Source organism: Pelomonas sp. KK5 (assembly GCF_001984095.1).
Taxonomy (GTDB): domain Bacteria; phylum Pseudomonadota; class Gammaproteobacteria; order Burkholderiales; family Burkholderiaceae_C; genus KK5.
Genome location: NZ_LYVQ01000136.1, coordinates 1 through 17,782 on the forward strand (window position 1 = coordinate 1; position 17,782 = coordinate 17,782).

General features: G+C 70.2%; 16 protein-coding genes and 1 pseudogene. 13 read left to right on the forward strand and 4 right to left on the reverse strand.

Annotated features, from left to right (window positions below; translation table 11 throughout):
* Nucleotides 1–41 precede the first annotated feature (41 nt).
* Nucleotides 42–1,073, reverse strand: coding sequence for a cupin domain-containing protein (locus B0W88_RS19985; protein WP_077036391.1), 1,032 nt, complete (start codon nucleotides 1,071–1,073; stop codon nucleotides 42–44).
* 2 nt (nucleotides 1,074–1,075) lie between these two features.
* Nucleotides 1,076–2,272 carry a 3-hydroxybenzoate 6-monooxygenase gene (locus tag B0W88_RS19990; protein ID WP_077036392.1) on the reverse strand — a complete coding sequence of 399 codons (1,197 nt, stop codon included), beginning with the start codon at nucleotides 2,270–2,272 and terminating at the stop codon, nucleotides 1,076–1,078.
* A 108-nt stretch (nucleotides 2,273–2,380) separates the two neighbouring features.
* On the opposite strand from B0W88_RS19990, the gene B0W88_RS19995 reads away from it, so the two are divergent.
* The gene (locus tag B0W88_RS19995; RefSeq protein ID WP_077036393.1) at nucleotides 2,381–3,298 is read left to right on the forward strand and encodes a LysR family transcriptional regulator; all 918 of its coding nucleotides are present in this window, start codon (nucleotides 2,381–2,383) and stop codon (nucleotides 3,296–3,298) included.
* A gap of 54 nt (nucleotides 3,299–3,352) precedes the next feature.
* Here B0W88_RS19995 and B0W88_RS20000 read toward each other — a convergent pair whose 3' ends face one another.
* A complete protein-coding gene (locus B0W88_RS20000) occupies nucleotides 3,353–5,038 on the reverse strand; it encodes a tannase/feruloyl esterase family alpha/beta hydrolase (RefSeq protein ID WP_158080892.1) in 1,686 nt (561 codons plus the stop codon).
* 167 nt (nucleotides 5,039–5,205) lie between these two features.
* Here B0W88_RS20000 and B0W88_RS20005 point away from each other — a divergent pair, with 167 nt between their 5' ends.
* The 12 genes from B0W88_RS20005 to B0W88_RS20060 all read left to right on the forward strand — a co-directional run bounded on the left by B0W88_RS20005 (nucleotide 5,206) and on the right by B0W88_RS20060 (nucleotide 17,354).
* Nucleotides 5,206–5,784 carry a TetR/AcrR family transcriptional regulator gene (locus tag B0W88_RS20005; RefSeq protein WP_158080893.1) on the forward strand — a complete coding sequence of 193 codons (579 nt, stop codon included), beginning with the start codon at nucleotides 5,206–5,208 and terminating at the stop codon, nucleotides 5,782–5,784.
* A gap of 111 nt (nucleotides 5,785–5,895) precedes the next feature.
* On the forward strand, nucleotides 5,896–7,371 hold the full coding sequence (locus B0W88_RS20010; RefSeq protein WP_077036396.1) for an aldehyde dehydrogenase family protein: 1,476 nt from the start codon (nucleotides 5,896–5,898) through the stop codon (nucleotides 7,369–7,371).
* Nucleotides 7,372–7,391: 20 nt separating this feature from the next.
* Nucleotides 7,392–8,426 carry an amidohydrolase family protein gene (locus tag B0W88_RS20015; protein ID WP_077036397.1) on the forward strand — a complete coding sequence of 345 codons (1,035 nt, stop codon included), beginning with the start codon at nucleotides 7,392–7,394 and terminating at the stop codon, nucleotides 8,424–8,426.
* A complete protein-coding gene (locus B0W88_RS20020; protein ID WP_083748921.1) occupies nucleotides 8,423–9,559 on the forward strand; it encodes an iron-containing alcohol dehydrogenase in 1,137 nt (378 codons plus the stop codon). The genes B0W88_RS20015 and B0W88_RS20020 overlap by 4 nt, the downstream gene beginning before the upstream one ends.
* 90 nt (nucleotides 9,560–9,649) lie before the next feature.
* Entirely contained in the window at nucleotides 9,650–11,293 is a 1,644-nt protein-coding gene (locus B0W88_RS20025; protein WP_233151784.1) for an FAD-dependent monooxygenase, read from the forward strand.
* A gap of 38 nt (nucleotides 11,294–11,331) precedes the next feature.
* On the forward strand, nucleotides 11,332–12,504 hold the full coding sequence (locus B0W88_RS20030) for an ABC transporter substrate-binding protein (protein ID WP_077036399.1): 1,173 nt from the start codon (nucleotides 11,332–11,334) through the stop codon (nucleotides 12,502–12,504).
* Nucleotides 12,505–13,425 (forward strand): branched-chain amino acid ABC transporter permease, encoded by a 921-nt coding sequence (locus B0W88_RS20035; protein WP_077036400.1) that lies wholly within the window; start codon nucleotides 12,505–12,507, stop codon nucleotides 13,423–13,425.
* A gap of 52 nt (nucleotides 13,426–13,477) precedes the next feature.
* A complete protein-coding gene (locus B0W88_RS20040) occupies nucleotides 13,478–14,440 on the forward strand; it encodes a branched-chain amino acid ABC transporter permease (RefSeq protein ID WP_077036401.1) in 963 nt (320 codons plus the stop codon).
* Nucleotides 14,437–15,204 (forward strand): ABC transporter ATP-binding protein, encoded by a 768-nt coding sequence (locus tag B0W88_RS20045; protein ID WP_077036402.1) that lies wholly within the window; start codon nucleotides 14,437–14,439, stop codon nucleotides 15,202–15,204. The genes B0W88_RS20040 and B0W88_RS20045 overlap by 4 nt, the downstream gene beginning before the upstream one ends.
* Nucleotides 15,201–15,911, forward strand: coding sequence for an ABC transporter ATP-binding protein (locus tag B0W88_RS20050; RefSeq protein ID WP_077036403.1), 711 nt, complete (start codon nucleotides 15,201–15,203; stop codon nucleotides 15,909–15,911). Before B0W88_RS20045 ends, B0W88_RS20050 begins: the two co-directional genes overlap by 4 nt.
* Nucleotides 15,892–16,380, forward strand: a complete 489-nt coding sequence (locus tag B0W88_RS20055) for an Lrp/AsnC family transcriptional regulator (protein ID WP_077036404.1) — start codon at nucleotides 15,892–15,894, stop codon at nucleotides 16,378–16,380. The genes B0W88_RS20050 and B0W88_RS20055 overlap by 20 nt, the downstream gene beginning before the upstream one ends.
* A gap of 2 nt (nucleotides 16,381–16,382) precedes the next feature.
* On the forward strand, nucleotides 16,383–17,354 hold the full coding sequence (locus B0W88_RS20060) for a glutathione S-transferase family protein (RefSeq protein ID WP_077036406.1): 972 nt from the start codon (nucleotides 16,383–16,385) through the stop codon (nucleotides 17,352–17,354).
* On the opposite strand, the pseudogene B0W88_RS20065 reads toward B0W88_RS20060, so the two are convergent.
* Nucleotides 17,355–17,782 (reverse strand): annotated as a pseudogene (locus B0W88_RS20065) (pyruvate dehydrogenase (acetyl-transferring), homodimeric type); the annotation flags it as partial.

Genomic DNA, 17,782 nt, shown 5'->3' on the forward strand with positions numbered 1-17,782 from the left:
GGTCCAGAGGTAGGTGGTCATGAGGGGTCTCCAGGTTTCGTTCAGGAACGTTCTTCGTAGACGCCGAGCTTGCGGTGCAGCGGCGTCTCGTCGGCGATGAAGAGGAAGGCAGGACGGTCCGGCGAGGGGTTGGCCAGGCGCACCGGCGTGTAGCCGGGCACGGCGCTGGTATCGGCCTCGGCCAGCGCATGGCGTTGCGCTCCGGCCGACAGCTCGGCCGCGCCTTCGATCAGGTGGTAGACGGCCGCGGGCGAACGGGCCGGCAGGTCCAGCACCTCGCCCGGGCGCAGCATCAGCGCGCCATAGCCGAGGATGGCCTGCGCGTCGGCGCCGGTCTCGGGGTTCACGTAGCGGACCATCAGCGGCTCGCCCCCGGCACGGCGCGCGGCCAGCGCCTCCAGCGCGGCGCGGGTGTCGGCCCAGCGGTAGCGCAGCATCGGGCTGGCTTTGTCGCTGCGACCGTAGAAGCCGCGCACCGGCGCGATGCCGGGCGCCGTGTAGCCGCCGCCGTCGGCGGTCACGGGCTGGCGGCCGCCGTCGACGTGGTAGCTGGCCTCGAGGTAGTGGACCAGCGGCAGGTCCAGCACGTCCAGCCAGACGACCGGCGCGTCGCCGTCATGGCCGTGCTCGTGCCAGAGGCCGGTCGGCGTCAGCACCAGGTCGCCGCGGCCCATCGCGCACTTCTGGCCATCGACCGTGGTGTAGGCGCCTTCGCCCTCGACGATCATCCGCACCGCATTGGGCGTGTGGCGGTGCGCGGGCGCCCATTCGCCGGGCAGCAGCAGCTGCATGCCGAGATAGATCGCGGCGCTGGCCTGCATGCTCTCGGCGCCGAAGCCCGGGTTGGCCAGCACCAGCACGCGGCGCTCGGCCTTCTCGATCGGCGTCAGCGCGCCGGCGCGCAGCAGCAGCGGGCGCAGCGCCTCATACGACCAGTGCGTGGCCTGGGTGCGCGGGCGCGGCGTGCCGGGCGGCAGTAGCGCGCGCAGGCTGGGCCACAGCGGCACCAGGTGCTGGGTGGCGAGGGCCGCGCGGTAGTCGGCGGGCAGGTCTTCGAGTCGTCCGAGTTCCATGCTCAGTCCTCCTGGATGCAGTTGTCGACGGTCCAGCCGTACAGCCACTCCATCGCGTCGTAGAAGCGCTCGGGGCTGCGGTCCTTCCAGAGTTCGTTGCGCACCAGGCGCTCGACACCCTTGGCGTGGAAGATCCGGCCCATCTCGCGGGCCGAGAGCACCACCCGCGCGGTGCGGGCCACGCGGGAGCGCTGGTACAGCGCGAAGGCGGCGGCGTGGTTGGCGGGATGGCGGGCCATCGCCTCGCCCAGCGTCACCGCGTCTTCCATCGCCATGCAGGCGCCCTGGGCCAGGTACTGCAAGGTCGGGTGGGCGGCGTCGCCCAGCAGCACGGTGCGCCCGTGCACCCAGCGGTCGGTGGGCTCGCGGTCGGCGGTAGCCCAGCGCTTCCAGTCCTTGGGCAGTTCGATCAGCTGGCGGGCCTTCGGGCAGATGCCGTCGAAGTAACTCAGTACTTCAGCGCGGCTGCCCTCGCGCACGCTCCATTCTTCCTTGTCGCGGCTGTGGAAGGTGACGACCACGTTGTACTGCTCGCCGCCGCGCAGCGGGTAGTGCACCAGATGGCAGTTCGGGCCGACCCAGATGCTGGCGGCGTTCCAGCGCAGGTCCGCGGGGAAGTCCTGCCTGTCGACGACGGCGCGGTAGACGACGTGGCCCGACACGCGCGCCTCGTCGCCGATGTACTGGCGCCGCACCGCCGACTTGACGCCGTCCGCGCCGACCAGCAGCAGCCCGCGGTGCGCGCGGCCCTGCGCGTCGTGGACGGTGACGCCCTCGTCGTCCTGCTCGATGCGCTGCACGGTGGTGCCGGTGCGCACGCGGATGCGGTCGCTGGCCTGCGCACCTTCCAGCAGCGAGCGGTGCACGTCGGCGCGATGGATCACCGCGTAGGGGTTGCCGAAGCGCCGGCGGAAGGCGTCGCCGGTCGGGATGCGGCCGACCAGGCTTTCGTCCAGCGCGTCGTGCATCACCATCTCGTCGGTGTAGACGGCGCGGGCGCGGGCCTGCTCGCCGATGCCCAGCGCGTCGAAGGCGGCGAAGGCGTTGGGACCGAGCTGGATGCCGGCGCCGATCTCGCCGAGCTCGGCCGCCTGCTCCAGCACGGTGACCTCGAAGCCCTGGCGGGTCAGCGCCAGCGCGGCGGCGATGCCGCCGATGCCGCCGCCGGCGACGAGGATCGGTAGGGATTTGCTGCTCATGGCCTGTCGTCTCCTGCTTTGTTGGAGACAAGTTTCAGATCCGCCCTCTATTGCGTAAAGACGCAAAGCGATATACATCGCATATCGTTTTCAAATAGAGGAGGGGCCATGGCCAAGCTCGACCTGGACTGGCTGAACGTGTTCATCGAGGTCTACCGCACGCAGAGCGTCTCCCGCGCGGCCGAGCACCTGGGCCTGGCGCAGGCCAACGCCAGCATCGCGCTGAACAAGCTGCGCGCACACTTCGGCGACAGGCTGTTCGTGCGCACCGCGCGCGGCATGGAGCCCACGCCCTATGCGGCGCAGATCTATGCGGACGTGGCGCAGGCCGTGCAGAAGCTGGGCGAGCTGGCCGGCGCGCCGCGGCTGTTCGACCCGGCCACCGCGCAGCGGAGCTTTCGCATCGGCATGACCGACATCAGCGAGATCGTCGTGCTGCCGACCCTGGTGAACCACCTGCGCCGCGCGGCGCCGGGCATCGTCATCGAGGCCGAGCGCACCAGCAGCGAGAGCCCGCGGCGGCTGGAGGCGGGCGAGATCGACCTGGCGGTGGGCTTCATGCCGCAGCTCGAAGCGGGCTTCTACCAGCAGGTGCTGTTCCGGCAGAACTTCGTCTGCCTGGCGGCGCGGGAGCATCCGCGCATCCGGGCCAAGCCGACGCGGGCGCAGTTCCTGGCCGAGGGCCATATCGTCGTGACCACTTCGGGCACCGGCCACGCCATCGTCGACAAGGTGATGGCGCAGAAGGGCTACGAGCGCCGCATCCTGCTGCGGGTGCCGAGCTTCCTCGGCGTGGCGCGGCTGGTGGCGCAGACGGAGCTGCTGGTGATCGTGCCGCGGCGCCTGGGCGAGCAGCTGGCGCAGCAGGAACGCGTGCAACTGCTGGACCCGCCGGTGGCGCTGCCGGCCTTCGCCGTCAAGCAGCACTGGCACGAGCGCTTCCATGCCGATCCGGCGAACGTCTGGCTGCGGCAGGTGCTGGTGCGCTTGCTGGGCCCCGCTTCCAGCAACTCCGGCGGGACATGAGTTTCCAGCGCTGGAAGTGCCCGGTGCCCGACCAGCGCCCCGTGGCCGGCCGGGCTAGTTCCCGGTGCCCAGCGCCGCGCTGCAGGTGAAGTTCTCCGCCTGCGTCGTATCCCCGCTGCCCTTGTAGACGGCCTCCAGCGGATAGGGGCACAGCGGCCGCTGCAGGTCGATGCCGGAGCTGATGTCCGCGCCCTTGAAGCGCGTCGCGACCAGCCGGCGCGGGGCGATGCCTTTCTCGACCCAGTCCTGCATCGCGGTGACGACATCGTGGTCGGCGTCGCTGGACACCGCCAGGAAGTTCTCCTGGCCGACGTTCGACGGCCCCACGCCATTGCCCGCGCAGTGGCCCTGTGCCGGCATCATGAAGAGCCGGTAGAACTCGCCGGTCGCCTCCGCGCCGCCGAGCCGCGCGGTGACCTGGTCGTAGTACTCGGGCGCCCACAGCGGCATGAAGGCGCTGTCGTCCCAGGTCTGCAGTTGCAGCAGCTTGCCGCCGGCGGTCTTGAACGGACTCAGGTTCGGGTCGACCGCGTCGATCGAGTCTGCGAGCTTCGCCTGCAGGACCGCGAAGTCGCGGTGCAGGTCGAAGGTCGAGCCGTCCCAGTTCGGATCCTCCAGCGCGATCTGGTACAGCGACAGCGAGTAGGACGACAGGTTGTTCTGATGGCCGAAGCGGATCTGGTCATGCTCGCCGCCGCGGCTCAGGCCGTGGAAGACCTGCTGGCCGGTCACCGGGTCGACGATGGGCGCGTAGTTGGCGGCCAGCGCGGCGGCCTGCGGCGCGGTGATGCAGGTGGACGGGTCCTGGCCCGGCTTGCAGACCAGCGTGGCCGGGTCCCACTTGCAGCGCGAGGGGTTGGCGATGTAGCCGTCCTTGACGCCGTCCAGCGCGTCGCAGGCCTCGATGGCGGACTTCTGCGCCAGCTGCAGGATGGCCGTGCCGGCGGCGCCCTGGATGCCGGCGTCGCGCAGCCGGATGTCCTGCACCAGCTGCGCGGTGGCGGCGCGCGTGGCCTGGGCGGCGGCGCCGCCGGCGATGATGCCGTTGAAATCGGCCGGGTAGACCTGCGCGTTCTTCACGCCGTCCTGGCCGCCCTTGGAGCAGCCGTTGAAATAGGCATAGTCCTGCTTGCGGCCGTAGTAGGCGAGGATCGTCTGCTTGGCCTTGTCCACCAGCTCGTGGACGGCGCGGTAGCCGTAGTCCTTGACCCGCTCCGGGAAGCCGATCGCCCAGACGGAGCCGCGGTTGGCCAGCAGCGGCTGGCCGGACACGGGCGCCGGCAGCGTGTGGCCGGTGTCGGTGGCGCCGGTGGCGAAGCCGCGGCGCAGCTGCGGCGCCATCTCGCTCCAGTACAGGACGCCGCCGGTGCCGTGCGTGCCGACCTGCTGGTAGCGGCCGTTCCAGCTCTTGGACGGCAGCCACAGCTCGATGCCGATGCTGGAGCCGGTGGCCGGCGTGGCGGTGGCGACGACGCGGCAGAACTCGGGCAGGTTGTCGAAGGCGGTGGTGGAGCCCGGCGGCGTGAAGCTGCCGGCGGGGATGGTGTCGGCCGAGACGATGGTGGCGCCGGTGAGCTTCAGCGACTTCAGCGAGTCGCAGCCGACGGCGGCGGCATAGGGCGCGGCGGCGGGCTTGGCTGTCGCCGACGAGGGTGAGTCGCTGCCGCCGCAGCCTGTGACCAGCGCCGCTGCGATGCTCGCCAGCACCGTGATTTCAAATTTCCGTGTTTGTAAGTTCATGCTGTCTGTCTCCTTGGTGGTTGTCGATCTCCCGAAAACCATCGTAGGAAGCGATCAGGTGCGCAAGGAGATGGCAGATCCGCGCGTCCGATGCCGAACCATGATCGGAACTTTCAATTTACAAAGTTTGTCAGTTGTCATTAAATGGCGGCATGCCAAGAACAGGAATGAGCGCCGGCGAGGTCCGGCGCAAGGCGATCGAGGCCACCGTGGCGCGGATGCGCCAGCACGGCTTCGACAAGGTGCGGCTGAGCGACGTGGCCAAGGACCTGGGCGTCAGCCACGCGGCGCTGTACCCGCACTTCGCGGACAAGGCCGCGCTGCTCGATGCGGTGACGCACCAGTGGCTGGACGCGACCGACGCCGCGCTCGGCGCCATCTGCGAATCCGGCAAGGACCCGGTCGTGAAGATCCGGGCCTGGTTCCTGAAGCGCTACCGCCTCAAGCGCGAGCGCGTGCTGCAGGACCCGGAGCTCTACCGCGCGTTCAACGCCGCGTCCGAGCGCAGGAAGCCTTTCGTCATCGCCCATCTCGCCGAGGCCAACCGGCAGCTCGTCGGCCTGCTCAAGGAGGCCCGCGGCCGGCTCGGGCCCGGCTCGCCGCAGAAGCAGGCGGACCTGCTGGTCGAGGCGATGGCGGCCTTCCACCACCCGAAGCTGGTCACCGAACACCTGGAGGAGAAGCGCGAGCCGCAGCTCAAGCGCGTGCTGGACACCCTGCTGGCGGGCATGGCCGCAGGCGGCTGATTCGCCGGCAGCGATGCCGTTTTTCTATCTGTCGGCGTCAAGCGCCATCTGTCTGAGGCGGGCCGGGATCGGCCCAATCGAAGCTCCCGTACTGCAGCCTTCTTCCTCATCATGACGAACCCTCCGACAAGCACCCCGCGCACCTTCCGGCAACTGATCGCCGGCGAATGGGTGGGCGCCGACGACGGCCGCACCTTCGACGACTTCAGCCCCTTCAGCGGCGAGGTGTTCGCGCGCATCCCCGCCTCGGGCGCGGCCGAGACGCAGCGCGCCATCGACGCCGCCCACCGCGCCTTCCCGGCCTGGGCCGCGCTCGGTGCGCGGGCGCGGCAGGCGCTGTTCCTGAAAGCCGCCGACATCCTCGAGCGCCGCGCCGACGAGATCGTGCTGCTGATGGCGCAGGAGACCGGCTCGGCCGCGCCGTTCTCGCGCTTCCAGGTGCAGTGGGCGACGGGCCTGCTGCGCCAGGCGGCCGGCTATCCGTATCTGCCCGGCGGCGAGATCGTCTCGTCCGACACGCCCGGCGTCTTCGCGATGGCCCTGCGCAAGCCGCTGGGCGTCATCGCCGGCATCTCGCCCTGGAACGGTTCGCTGGCGCTGGGCTTCCGCACCATCGTCGCGCCGCTGGCCTGCGGCAACACGGTGGTGCTCAAGCCCTCGGAGGAGGCGCCGGTCTGCGCCGGCCTGCTGATGGGCGAGATCATCAGCGAGGCCGGCTTCCCGCCCGGCGTGCTCAATGTCGTCACCCACGCGCCGGGCCAGGTCGGCCCGGTGGCGGACCGGCTGTTCGAAAGCCGCGAGGTGCGCGCCTACAACTTCACCGGCTCCTCGTCCACCGGCGCCGCGCTGGCGGCCCGCGCCGGCCAGAAGCTCAAGCGCATCGCGCTGGAACTGGGCGGCTACAACCCGATGATCGTGCTGGCCGACGCGGAACTGGACTACGCGGTGGATACCGCCGTCTTCGCCGCCTTCTTCCACCAGGGCCAGATCTGCATGAACACGCGCAAGGTCCTGGTGGCCCGGCCGCTGTACGAGGCCTTCCTGGAACGCTTCGTGGCGCGTGCCGCCGCGATCAGGCCCGGCGACCCGAGCGACCCGAGGAACAGGATCGGCCCGCTGATCAACGAGCGTGCGGTGGCCGCCGTGATGGCCGGCATCGAGCAGGCGGTGGGCAAGGGCGCGCGCGTGCTCGCCGGCGGGCGCAGCCAAGGCCGCTGCGTGGAGCCGACGGTGCTGGTGGATGTGCCGCCCGAGGCGCCGATCTCCTGCGAGGAGGTGTTCGGCCCGGTCGTCATCGTCGAGCCCTTCGACAGCGAGCAGGAGGCCGTCGACAAGGCCAACGCCACTGCCTACGGCCTCTCGGCCTCGGTGATGAGCGCGGACGTGTGGAAGGCCGTCACGCTGGGCGGGCAGCTGCAGTCCGGCATGGTCAACGTCAACGGCCCGACGATGGGCGGCGAGCCGCAGATCCCCTTCGGTGGCGTCAAGGACAGCGGCTGGGCCCGCTTCGGCCGCTGGGCCATCGACATGTTCACCGACCTGAACCTGGTCACCGTCAGCCAGAACAAGCGCCAGTACCCGCTGTAAGGAACGAAGGAGACATCGCCATGCAGAAGAAGATCGACATCTACAACCACGTCCTCCCGCCGGCCTACTTCGAGCTGGTGAAGCAGCACTCGAAGGACGCCGGCCTCGTCAAGCGCATGGCCGGCCTGCCGCTGCTGTGGGACCTCGAGGCCCGCGCGAAGATGCTGGCCGAGCAGTTCCCCGACGTCGTGCAGGTGCTCACGCTCAGCGCGCCGGCGCCCGAGATGCTGGGCGACGCGCAGCAGTCGCCCGCCTTCGCCCGCGTCGCCAACGACGGCATGGCCGAGATCTGCCGGCGCTGGCCCGAGCAGTTCCCGGCCTTCGTCGCCTCGCTGCCGATGAACAACGTGCCCGAGGCGCTGAAGGAGATGGACCGCGCGATCAACGAGCTGGGCGCGCGCGGCGTGCAGCTGATCACCAGCGTCAACGGCCGCCCGCTGGACGAGCCGGAGTTCTTCCCCGTCTTCGAGGCGATGGCCAACAAGCACCGGCTGCCCGTCTGGATGCACCCGTTCCGCCCCGGCACGCGCGCCGACTATCCCGGCGAGGAACGCTCGCGCTACGAGATCTGGCAGGTGCTCGGCTGGCCCTTCGAGAGCTCGGTCGCGATGGCGCGCATGGTGTTCTCCGGCCTGCTGGAGAAGCTGCCCGAGCTGCGCCTCATCACCCACCACTGCGGCGGCATGATCCCGTACTTCGCCGGCCGCGCCGAGTCGCTGTGGGCGCAGCTCGGCAGCCGCAGCGCCGACGGCAGCGAGGCCGACGTGCTCAAGCGCCTGTCCAAGCCGCCGATCGAGTACTTCAAGATGTTCTACGGGGACACGGTGCTCGGGGGCTCGCGCGCGGCGCTGCGCTGCGGCATCGAGTTCTTCGGCGTCGACCATGTGGTGTTCGCGTCCGACTGCCCCTTCGACCCCGAGGGCGGCCCGATGTTCATCCGCGAAGGCATCCGCTCGATCGAAGAGTTGGGACTCAGCGAGGAAGACAACGAGAAGCTCTATCTCGGCAACGCGCTGCGGCTGATGCGCCTGAAGCACCTGGGCGGCCAGTCATGATGATCGCCACGCTGACGGTGCCGCGCACGCTGTTCGCGGCCGGCGCGGTCTCGGCGCTGCGCGGGGAGCTGGCCTTGCTGGGCGTGAGCCGGCCGCTGCTGGTGACGGACAAGGGCATCGTCGCCGCCGGCCTGGTCGCGAAGCTGGCGCCTGCGCTGGGCGATGCGGCGGCGCTGATGATCTTCGACGGCGTGACCGAGAACCCGCTGTTCGCCGATGTCGACGCCGGCGCCGCGCTCTACGCGCAGCAGCGCTGCGACGGCGTGATCGCGCTGGGCGGCGGCTCGGTGATCGACGTGGCCAAGCTGGTTGCGCTGCTGGGCACCAACCCCGGCAGCGTGGGCGACTACGCCGGCGTGCCGAATGCCGCACACCGCGCGACGGCGCCGCTGGTCGTGATCCCGACGACGGCCGGCACCGGCAGCGAGGCCTCGCCCTCGGCCGGCCTGCATCCGGACGCGACGACGCCCTCCGTCGGCATCAACTCCCCGCACCTGGTGCCGGCGGTCGCCATCCTCGACCCGGACTTCACGCTGGGCCTGCCGCTGCAGCTCACCGCGGCCACCGGCATCGACGCGCTCTCGCACTGCATCGAGGGCTATCTGTCGACCAAGGACCAGCCCTTCGGCGAGTTGATCGCGCTGGATGGCGTGGCCCGCGTCGCGCGGCACCTGCGGCGCGCCGTGGCCGATGGCAGCGATGGCGAGGCCCGTGCCGCCATGCTGTTCGCCGCCTGTGCCGGCGGTATCTCCATCGGGATGGGCCTGGGCCCGGCCCATGCGATCGCCCTGAGCTGCAGCGACCAGGGCTTCCATCACGGCATCCTCAGCGGCATCGGCCTGGTGGCCACGCTGGACGGCACGGCGGCCCATGCGCCCGGGAAGATGGCCGCGCTGGCGGCGGCCTTCGGCCTCGCGCCCGGCGCTTCGCCGGGCAGCGCCATCGCCGCGCTGATGCGCGAGCTGGGCCTGCCGGCCACGCTGGCCGAGCTGGGCTATGCCGCGCCCTCGGTCGAGGCGCTGGCCGAGGCCGCGCATCGCAGCCACTTCAACCGCTTCGCGCCCTGGCAGCCCTCGGCGGCCGAGTACGCGGGGATGATCGCGGCCTCCCTGCGCAGCGATGCCGGCAGGTGATCGCTAGGGCCTTTCTGGCATCTTCTGCGATCACCGGCCGCTGCCTAGGATCCGCCCATTCCTGAACTGATCGATTGGGCGACGACCGTGGTGAACGCTGCTTCTTCCTCTGATGTGCTGGACACCCAGGTGCTGATCGTCGGCGCCGGCCCCACCGGGCTGGCCACGGCGATCGAGCTGGGCCACCGCGGCATCCGCTGCCTGGTGGTGGAGCGCAACCCGCGCGTGGGCTTCGCGCCGCGCGCCAAGACCACGAACGTGCGCACCCGCGAGCACATGCGCCGCTGGGGCATCGCGGACCAGCTGAAGGCGCAGTCGCCGCTGGGCATCGACTACCCGTCCAACGTGCTGTTCGTGACCCGCCTCGCCGGCTACGAGCTGGCCCGCTTCGAGAACGCGCTGTACTGCGCGCCGGGCAAGAACCCGCTGTATTCCGAGCACTCGCAGTGGATCCCTCAGTACACGGTCGAGGAGGTGATGAAGGCGCATGCGCAGACGCTGCCCGGCGTCGAGATCCGCTTCAACTGCGAGATGCTGGGCTACGAGCAGGACGGGCAGCAGGTGAGGGCGCGCGTTCGCGACCTGGCTTCGGGCGGCGAGTTCCATGTGGCGAGCCGCTATCTCGTCGGCGCGGACGGCGCGCGCAGCTCGGTGCGCGAGGCGATCGGCGCGCGCATGAGCGGCACCTACGGTCTCTCGCGCAACTACAACGTGGTGTTCAAGGCGCCGGGCCTGGCTGCCGCGCACAAGCACGGGCCGGCCATCATGTACTGGCAGGTCAACGGCGAGGTGCCCAGCCTGATCGGCCCGATGGACCGCGGGGACAAGTGGTTCTTCATGCCCACGGCCGTGCCCAAGGACGTCAAGTTCGAGCCCGCCGATGCGCCCGCGCTGATCCGCCAGGCCACCGGCATCGATCTCCCTTACGAGGTACTCAGCTCCGACGAATGGGTGGCCAGCAGCCTGCTGGCCGACCGCTACCGCGACCGCCGCGTCTTCCTCGCCGGCGACGCCTGCCACCTGCATCCGCCCTTCGGCGGCTACGGCATGAACATGGGCGTGGCCGACGGCGTGGACCTGGGCTGGAAGCTGGCCGCGCTGCTGGACGGCTGGGGCGGCGCCGCGCTGCTGGACAGCTACGAGGCCGAGCGCGCCCAGGTGCACCGCTTCGTCATCGACGAGGCGGTCGCCAACCATGCGACGCTGGGCCGCCAGCTCTGGCAGGAGGGCCTGGAGGACGAGGATGCCGCCGGGGCTGCGCTGCGCGCGCAGGTCGGCGCGCGGGTGGCCAGCGCCAAGCTGCGCGAGTTCAACACGCTGGGCGTGATGATCGGCTACCGCTACGAGGACTCGCCGGTGATCGTGGCCGACGGCAGCGCGGCGCCGCCGCCGGACTTCATCAACTACTTGCCTTCGTCCCGCCCCGGCCACCTGGCCCCGCATGCCTGGCTGCACGACGGCAGCTCGCTGTACGACCACTTCGGCCTGGGCTACACGCTGCTGGACCTGGGCGGCGGCGCCGAGGGCGAGCTCGACGCGATCCGCCGCGCGGCCCGCGAGGCCGGCGTGCCGCTGGACGTGATCCAGCCGCGGGAGCCTGCGCTGCCGGGCCTCTACGACACCCGCTACACGCTGATCCGCCCGGACCAGCACGTGGCCTGGCGCGGCGATGCCTGGCCGCCGGGCGGCGAGGCGCTGATGCGGCGCATCGCAGGCCACGGCAGCAAGACCTGACCCTCGGCATCCCATAAGACACAAAGGAGACAAGACCCATGCGAACCCTGAACAGACTGGCGGCCCTCGCGCTGCTGGCGGCGGCCGCCGCAACGACGGCCTCCGCCCAGGCCCCGATCAAGATCGGCTTCCTCGGCACCTTCTCGGGCCCGATCGGCCCGCTGGGCCAGGACAACTACGACGGCTTCATGCTGGCCGTCGAGCAGCGCGGCGGCAAGCTCGGCAGCGTGCCGGTGCAGGTGCTGAAGGAGGACGACCAGTTCAAGCCCGACGTGGGCCTGCAGATCGCGCAGAAGTTCATTGAAAAGGAGCTGGTGCCCATCATCGCCGGCGTCATCGGCTCCAACGTGATGATGGCCGTGCACCGGCCGATCACCGAGAAGCAGGTCTTCCTGATCGGCTCCAACGCCGGCCCCTCGGCCATCGCCGGCGCGCAGTGCTCGCCCTACCAGTTCATCGTCTCCTGGCAGAACGACGGCCACGCCGAAGCGGCCGGCAAGTTCGCCACCGACAAGGGCTACAGGCGCATGGTGCTGATCGCCCCGAACTACCAGGCCGGCAAGGACGTGCTGCTGGGCTTCAAGCGCGGCTACAAGGGCGAGGTGCTGGACGAGATGGCGCCCGGCCTGTCCCAGCCGGACTTCTCGGCCGAGCTGGCGCAGATCGCCGCGGCGAAACCCGATGCGGTCTACGCCTTCTTCCCCGGGGCGACGGCGGTCAACTTCATCCGCCAGTACCAGCAGGCGGGCCTGGCCAAGACGATCCCGCTGCAGACCTCGGCGATGCTTGACGCGACCACGCTGCCGGCGCTGAAGGACTCCGCGCTGGGCATGGTCGGCACGCACTTCTGGGCGCCCGACACCGACAACCCGACCAGCCGCGCCTTCGTCGAGGCGTTCGAGAAGAAGTACGGCCGCATCCCCTCGATGTTCGCCGCCGAGGGCTACGACGCCGCACTGCTGCTGGACGTGGCGATCGGCAAGGTCAAGGGCAGGGTCACGGACAAGCCGGCCTTCATGGCGGCGCTGAAGGCGGGCAACCCGAACTCGGTGCGCGGCGTGCTGGAGTTCGGCAACAACAACTTCCCGATCCAGGACTGGCATGCCTTCCAGGTGGCCAAGGATGCGAAGGGGCGGGTGAGCCTCAAGACCATTGCCACGCCGCTGAAGCACAGCCAGGATCCGTACCACCAACTGTGCGCGATGAAGTAAATGAACACCACGCTGCTGCTCACGCAGCTGCTCAACGGCTTCCAGTTGGGCGTGCTGCTCTTTCTCCTCTCGGCCGGCCTGACGCTGGTGCTCGGCATCATGAGAGTGATCAACCTCGCGCACGGCGCGCTGTTCATGATGGGCGCCTATATCGCGGCCAGCGTCTATGGCGCCAGCGGGTCCTTCCTGCTGGCCGCGGCGGCGGCCGTGGTGGGCAGTCTGCTGCTGGGCCTGCTGCTGGAACGGCTGGTGATCTCGCGGCTCTATGAGCGGGACCATCTCTACCAGGTGCTGGCCACCTTTGGCGTGATCCTGATCTGCAACGAGGCAGCCCGCTACGGCTGGGGCCAGGCGCCGGTGTTCATGACGGTGCCCGACGCGCTGTCCGGCACGGTGGACCTGTTCGGCCTGGCCTATCCGGCCTACCGCTTCGCGATCATCGCGGTGGGGCTGGCGGTCGGCGCGGGCTTGTACCTCTTGGTCCACAGGACGCGCGTCGGCATGCTGATCCGTGCCGGCGCGGCGGACGCCGGCATGGTGGCCGCGCTGGGTGTCAACATCCGCCAGCTCAATGCGCTGGTGTTCGGCGCCGGGGCCGCGCTGGCGGGGCTGGCCGGGCTGATGGCCGGGCCGATCCTGTCGGTGCAGCCGGGCATGGGCGAGCCGATCCTGATCCTGGCGCTGGTGGTGCTGGTCACCGGCGGCATCGGCTCGATCCGCGGCGCGTTCTACGGCGCGCTGATCGTCGGCATCGTCGACACCATCGGCCGCGCCTTCCTGCCGGGCCTGCTGCGCGAACTGGTCGAACGCTCGCTGGCCCAGGCCGCCGGCCCCGCCATCGCCTCGATGCTGATCTATCTGCTGATGGCGCTGGTCCTCGCACTCAAACCGGCCGGGCTGTTCCCGGTGAAGCATGGTTGAAATCCACCCCCTCATTCCCGTCGCGGCCCCGGCCGCGGCACCCCGCCCGCGCATGGGGCTGCGCCTGTGGATCGCCGCCGCGGTGTTCGCCGCGCTGGCCCTGCTTCCGCTGGCAGGCCAGAGCTTCTACCTGACCCTGGTCTCGCGGATGATGATCTTCGCGCTGGCCGCCACCGGGCTGAACCTGGTGCTGGGCTACGGCGCCATGGTCAGCTTCGGCCATGCGCTGTACATCGGCATCGGCGCCTACGCGGTGGGCATGCTCAGCAGCGCGGGCGTGCACAACGGCTGGCTGCAGCTCTTAGCGGCGCTGGGCATCGGCGGCCTCGCCGCGGCGCTGATCGGCCTGGTCTGCCTGCGCGCCAGCGGCGTGGCCTTCATCATGATCACGCTGGCCTTCTCGCAGATGTTCTATTTCCTCGTCGTCAGCCTGAAGCAGTACGGCGGGGACGATGGCCTGAGCATCGATGCGCGCAGCGACTTCGGCGGCTTCGTCGAGCTGAACGACCCGGTCACGCTGTACTACCTCATCTTCGCGCTGCTGGTGGGCCTGCTGTTCCTGTTCCATCGCCTGGTCCATTCGCGCTTCGGCATGGTGCTGCGCGGCTGCAAGTCCAACGAGCGGCGCATGCGCGCTCTGGGCTTCCCGACGCTGCAGGTCAAGCTCACGGCCTATGTGATCTCCGCGCTGGCCTGCGTGCTGGCCGGCGTGCTGCTGGCCAACCTGACGCGCTTCGCCTCGCCCTCCTACATGCACTGGGCGGTGTCGGGTGACCTGCTGGTGATGGTGGTGCTGGGCGGCATGGGCACGCTGGTCGGGCCGGTGGTCGGCGCGCTGCTGTGGCTGTCGATGGAGGAGGCGGCGTCCTCGCTGAGCCTGGGCTGGCCCGCGGCGGACGAGTTGCTGCATACGCACTGGCTGGCCTTGCTGGGCCTGGCTGCTCTTCTGGTGGCCCTGAAGCTGAAGGACGGCGTCTACGGCGTGCTGGTGGCGCGCGAGGAGAAGGTGCAATGAGCGGGTCACAGCAAGCGGCGCTGCGCGTGCAGGGCCTGGTCAAGCGCTTCGGCGGCCTGACGGCGACCGACGGGCTGGACCTCGAAGTCCGCCCCGGCGAACTGCATGCGCTGATCGGCCCCAATGGCGCGGGCAAGACGACACTGATCAACCAGCTCTCCGGCGAGCTGAGGCACGACGCGGGCAGCATCCGGCTGGAAGGCATCGAGGTCGGCCACGAGCCAGTGCAGCGCCGCTCGCGGCTGGGCATCGCCCGCAGCTACCAGATCACCTCGGTGTTCCAGGAGTTCACCGCGTTGCAGAACGTGATGCTGGCGGTGCAGGGCGCCAGCGGGCGCAGCTTCTCGTTCTGGCAGCCGGTGGGGCGCGATGCGTCGCTGGTCGAGCCGGCCCGGGCCCTGCTGCAGATGGTCGGCCTGGACGGGCAGGGCGGCGTGCCGGTCTCGGCGATGGCGCACGGCGCGCGCCGGCAGCTGGAGCTGGCGATGACGCTGGCGCTCAAGCCCAAGGTCATGCTGCTGGACGAGCCGATGGCCGGCATGAGCCACCAGGAATCCGAGGCCATGGTGCAGCTGCTGCGAAGGCTCAAGGGCCGCTACGCGATCGTGCTCGTCGAGCACGACATGGACGCCGTCTTCGCGCTGGCCGACCGCATCACCGTGATGGTCTACGGCCGGCCGATCGCCTGCGGCACGGCGGAGCAGATCAAGAACGATCCCGAGGTCCGGCAGGCGTACCTCGGCGACCCGATGGAGGTGCTATGAGCGCTTTGCTCGAACTCGACGGCATCGAGGCTCACTACGGCGCCAGCCAGGCCCTGTTCGGCCTGAGCCTGGATGTCCAAGCGCGCGAGGTGCTGACCCTGCTGGGCCGCAACGGCATGGGCAAGTCCACGACGGTGAAGACCATCATGGGCATGCTGGCGCCGCGCAAGGGGCGCGTGCGCTTCGCCGGCGCGGACATCACCGGCGCGCCGGAGCACAAGGTGGCGCGCGCCGGCATCGGGCTGGTGCCCGAGGGGCGGCGCATCTTCGGCAACCTCAGCGTGCGGGAGAACCTGGTCGCCACCGCCGGCAACCGGCTGGGCACGGCCACGCCCTGGACGCTGGAGCGCGTCTACGACACCTTCCCGCGCCTGAAGGAGCGCGAGCGCCATCTCGGCGCCAACCTCTCCGGCGGCGAGCAGCAGATGCTGGCGATCGGCCGCGCGCTGATGACCAACCCGCGCCTGCTGATCCTCGACGAAGCCACCGAGGGCCTGGCCCCGCTGATCCGCGGCGAGATCTGGGCCTGCCTGGAGCGGCTGAAGGCGGAAGGCCTGTCGCTGATCGTCATCGACAAGAACATCGCACCGCTGCTGCGCCTGGCCGACCGGCACTGCATCGTTGAAAAAGGCCGCGTCGTCTGGAGCGGGACCTCGCAGGCGCTGCGCGAGCAGCCGCAGTTGCTGCATGAATACGTCGGGATCTGACCATCATCATCTCGATGCGGTCGACATCCGCATCCTGACCGAGCTGCAGCTCGACGCCAGCCTCAGCAACGTGGACCTGGCGCGCCGGGTCCACCTGTCCGCCTCGCCCTGCCTGGCGAGGGTCAAGGCGCTGGAGGCCCGCGGCCTGATCCGCCAGTACGTGGCGCTGCTGGACCCGGCGCAGCTGGGCCTCTTGATGAATGTGTTCATCTCGGTGAGCCTCAAGCAGCAGACCCGCGATGCGCTCGCCGCCTTCGAGCGCGAGATCTGCGCGCACGACGAGGTGCTGGAGTGCTACCTGATGTCCGGCGAGGCCGACTACCTGCTGCGCATCGCCGTGGCCGACATGGCGGCGCTGGAGCGCTTCATCATCGAGCGCATCTCGCCGATGGCGCAGGTGGAGAAGATCCGTTCGAGCTTTGCCTTGAAGCAGGTGCGATACAAGACGGCGCTGCCGCTGGGAAGATGACGATGCACAGCCTGAAGGATCTGGTGAACGACGCCCGCGCTGCGCTGAACAACGAGGGCACGCGCATCGGCCCGGGCGACCCGGCACCGCTGCGCTTCGAGCTGTTCAGCGCCGCCAACTCCATCTGCTCGCAGAAGGTACGCGCCGTGCTGGCCCAATGCAGCCAACCCTATCGCTCACACATGCTCGACATCTTCGCCGGCGACAGCTACCTGCCGGCCTATGTGCGGCTGCGCCTCGTCGGCTGCGACGCGATCGGGGCGGGCCTGGTGAACCGGCACTCGGGCAGCACCTCGGTCGCGGCCGGCGGCGGCTGCGACGCCGCCGTCGTGCCGACGCTGGTCGACTGGCAGACCGGCGAGGTCGTCGTCGACTCCAAGCGCATCTGCCTGCACATCGACGCGGCCACTGCCGGCTGCACCTCGCTCGGCCTGCGCCCCGACCACCTGGCGGCCCGCATCGACGCCGAGCTCGACACCATCGACAACCTGCCGAACTACCAGATGCTCAACGGACTGCCGCCGTCCGAGGACAGGCGCCCCGGCCCGCTGCGTGGCCGCACCGGCGTCGCCTTCGCGATGAGCAAGGTCGAGCGCTGCGAGCGCCTGCTGGCCGCCCATGCCGATGACGAGGCGCTGGTGCGGGCCTACACGGCCAAGCGGGCCAAGGAGCTGGATGCCGCGCAACAGCTCTTCGATGCGCAGCGGATGCGCGATGCCTATGCCCGGGCCGAGGCGGCCTGCGAGGCGCTGGAGCGCAAGCTGCAGGCCGCACGCACCCGCTGGCTGCTGGATGAGGAGGTCACGATGGCCGATGTCTTCTGGGGCGTCGAACTGGCGCGCATGGCGAACCTCGGGGCGGACAGCTTCTGGATCGACGGCACGCGCCCCGCGCTCGCCGCCTATGCGGACCGCACCCGCAATCTAGACGCCATCCGCCAGGCCGTCATCGACTGGCCCGGGGCCTGCTTCTGATCAGACCGTCCACGACGGTCCGCGCCCCGCATCGATGCCATGGCGCTCGATCGCCCGGGCGCAGGTGGACGCATCGACCACGCCCTGCGCGCGCAAGGCCGTCAGCGCCGCCAGCACGATCTGATGCCGGTCCACCTCGAAGAAGCGGCGCAGCGCCGCCCGCGTGTCGCTGCGGCCGAAGCCGTCGGTGCCCATGGCGGTGAAGGGCGCGTCCACGTAGCTGGCCACCAGCTGCGGCCAGGCCCGCACATAGTCGCTCGCCGCGATCACCGGCGCGTCGCCGGCCAGGCATTGCTGCACATGGCTCTGCCGCGGCTGCGGGTCCAGCGGATGCAGCCGGTTCCAGCGCTCCACCTCGGCGGCGTCGCGGGCCAGTTCGCTGTAGCTGGTGGCGCTCCAGACCTCGCTGGCGATGCCCCAGTCCTGCT